Annotated in this window: 1 protein-coding gene; it reads right to left on the reverse strand. The window is 68.3% G+C overall.

Annotated elements, in window-relative coordinates:
- Positions 1 to 129 precede the first annotated feature (129 nt).
- Complete coding sequence (acnA, locus tag AOK11_RS37515; protein ID WP_055598096.1) at positions 130 to 2,853, reverse strand: aconitate hydratase AcnA; 2,724 nt, start codon at positions 2,851 to 2,853, stop codon at positions 130 to 132.
- Positions 2,854 to 3,210: the final 357 nt, after the last annotated feature.

A 3,210-nucleotide genomic window follows, 5' to 3' on the forward strand; every position in this document is an offset into this window, starting at 1 on the left:
GGTGAGGAAAGGACGGGGACCGGGACGGGACGGGAGCGGGGCAGGAGCGGGACAACGGCGAGGGCCGCACCCCGGTGGACGGGATGCGGCCCTCAACTGCCCTGCGGTACCGCTTGTTAGCCGATCAGGTCACTTGCTGATCAGGCTGCGCAGCACGTACTGCAGGATGCCGCCGTTGCGGTAGTAGTCCGCCTCGCCGGGGGTGTCGATGCGGACGACCGCGTCGAACTCGACGCCGGTGTCGGTGGTGACCTTCACCGTGCTCGGGATGGTGCCGTTGTTCAGCTCGGTGACGCCGGTGAAGGAGAAGGTCTCCTCGCCGGTGAGGCCGAGCGTCTCGGCGGTGTGGCCCTCCGGGAACTGGAGCGGCAGGACGCCCATGCCGATGAGGTTCGAGCGGTGGATGCGCTCGTACGACTCGGCGATGACGGCCTTGACGCCGAGCAGCGCGGTGCCCTTGGCGGCCCAGTCGCGGGACGAGCCGGAGCCGTACTCCTTGCCCGCCAGGACGACCAGCGGGATGCCCTGGTCGATGTAGTTGCGCGAGGCGTCGTAGATGAACGAGACCGGGGCGTCGTCCTTCGTGAAGTCGCGCGTGTAGCCGCCCTCGGTGCCCGGCGCGATCTGGTTGCGCAGGCGGATGTTGGCGAACGTACCGCGGATCATGACCTCGTGGTTGCCGCGGCGGGAGCCGTAGCTGTTGAAGTCGCGGCGCTCGACGCCGTGCTCCGTGAGGTACTTGCCGGCCGGGGTGTCGGCCTTGATGGCACCGGCCGGGGAGATGTGGTCGGTGGTGACCGAGTCGCCCAGCTTGGCGAGGACGCGGGCGCCGGCGATGTCCTCGACCGGGGCCGGGTCCATGCCCATGCCCTCGAAGTACGGGGGCTTGCGGACGTAGGTGGACTCGGCGTCCCACTCGAAGGTGTTGCCGGTCGGGATCGGCAGCGCCTGCCACTGGGCGTCGCCGGCGAAGACGTCGGCGTAGGACTTGGTGAACATGTCCTCGCCGATGGTGTTGGCGACGACGTCGTTGACCTCGGCCTCGCTCGGCCAGATGTCCTTCAGGAAGACCGGGTTGCCGTCCTGGTCCAGGCCGAGGGACTCGCGGGTGATGTCCACCTTCATCGAGCCGGCGAGGGCGTAAGCGACGACCAGCGGCGGGGACGCCAGGTAGTTCATCTTGACGTCGGGGTTGATCCGGCCCTCGAAGTTGCGGTTGCCGGAGAGGACCGAGGTGACGGCGAGGTCGTGCTCGTTGACGGCCTGGGAGACCTCGTCCGGCAGCGGGCCGGAGTTGCCGATGCAGGTGGTGCAGCCGTAGCCGACCAGGTTGAAGCCGACCTTGTCGAGGTACGGGGTCAGGCCCGCCTTGTCGAAGTAGTCGGTGACGACCTTGGAGCCCGGGGCGAGGGTGGTCTTGACCCACGGCTTGCGGGTCAGGCCCTTCTCGACCGCCTTCTTGGCCACCAGGGCGGCGGCGACCATGACGTACGGGTTGGAGGTGTTGGTGCAGGAGGTGATCGCGGCGACGGTGACGTGGCCGTGGTCGAGCTCGTACTCCGCGCCGTCGGCGGCGGTGACCTTCACCTTGTGGCTGGGGGCGCCGTTGGAGATGGCCGGCGAGTCGGAGGCCGGGAAGGACTCCTTGCTGGCCTCGTCGACGTCGCCGCCGTCCTTGACGTAGTTGCGTACGTCCTGGGCGAACTGGGCCTTGGCGTCGGCGAGGACGATGCGGTCCTGCGGGCGCTTCGGGCCGGCGATGGACGGCACGACGGTGGCCAGGTCCAGCTCGAGCTTCTCGGAGAAGTCCGGCTCGGCCTTCGGATCCAGCCAGAGGCCCTGCTGCTTGGCGTACGCCTCGACGAGCGCGACCTGCTGGTCGCTGCGGCCGGTCAGGCGCAGGTAGTTCAGCGTCTCGTCGTCGATCGGGAAGATCGCGGCGGTGGAGCCGAACTCCGGCGACATGTTGCCGATGGTGGCGCGGTTGGCCAGGCTCGTCGCGGCGACGCCCTCGCCGTAGAACTCGACGAACTTGCCGACGACGCCGTGCTTGCGCAGCATCTCGGTGATGGTCAGCACCAGGTCGGTGGCGGTGGTGCCGGGCTGCAGCTCGCCGGTCAGCTTGAAGCCGACGACGCGCGGGATCAGCATGGAGACCGGCTGGCCGAGCATGGCGGCCTCGGCCTCGATGCCGCCGACGCCCCAGCCGAGGACGCCGAGGCCGTTGACCATGGTGGTGTGCGAGTCGGTGCCGACCAGGGTGTCGGGGTAGGCCTTGCCGTCACGGGTCATGACGACACGGGCCAGGTGCTCGATGTTCACCTGGTGGACGATGCCGGTGCCGGGCGGGACGACCTTGAACTCGTCGAAGGCGGTCTGGCCCCAGCGCAGGAACTGGTAGCGCTCCTTGTTGCGGCCGTACTCCAGGTCGACGTTCTGCTTGAAGGCGTCGTTGGTGCCGAACTTGTCGGCGATGACGGAGTGGTCGATGACCAGCTCGGCCGGCGCCAGCGGATTGATCTTCGCCGGGTCACCGCCCAGCTCCTTGACGGCCTCGCGCATGGTGGCGAGGTCCACGACACAGGGGACACCGGTGAAGTCCTGCATGATCACACGGGCCGGGGTGAACTGGATCTCCTCCGACGGCTGGGCCTGGGAGTCCCAGGAGCCGAGCGCGCGGATGTGGTCGGCGGTGATGTTCGCGCCGTCCTCGGTACGGAGCAGGTTCTCCAGCAGCACCTTCAGGCTGTAGGGAAGGCGCGCGGCGCCCTCGACCTTGTCCAGCCGGAAGATCTCGTACGACTCGTCGCCCACCTGCAGCGTGCTGCGGGCGTCGAAGCTGTTCGCCGACACGACAGTCTCCTTCATTGATGTGCGCGTACCACCACACCGCAAACCCTTTGCGGCTACCGCCGCGTGGTGCCGCCACTGCGCCTGGACCAATCCGCTAAGGTAAGGCTAAGTTAGGCATCCCTTACCGGGCTGTGGCGGCTGCGGTGCACCTCGGCAGATATCTCGATGTCGAGATAACCCTAATACACTGCGGCCGAATGGTCATGCGCGGGCCCGTCCGACCTGTCGCGGCGAAGGTGAGCGAACCTCACCGGAAACAGGTCCGTAGCGCCTGTCGAAGCCGATCCGTGCCGAGCAGGGCCGAGTCCCCGAGCCCGGGTCCCCGCGCCGATTTCCCGGCCCGACCTGCGGAGAGGC

The organism is Streptomyces hirsutus (assembly GCF_001418415.1).
Lineage (GTDB): Bacteria > Actinomycetota > Actinomycetes > Streptomycetales > Streptomycetaceae > Streptomyces > Streptomyces hirsutus.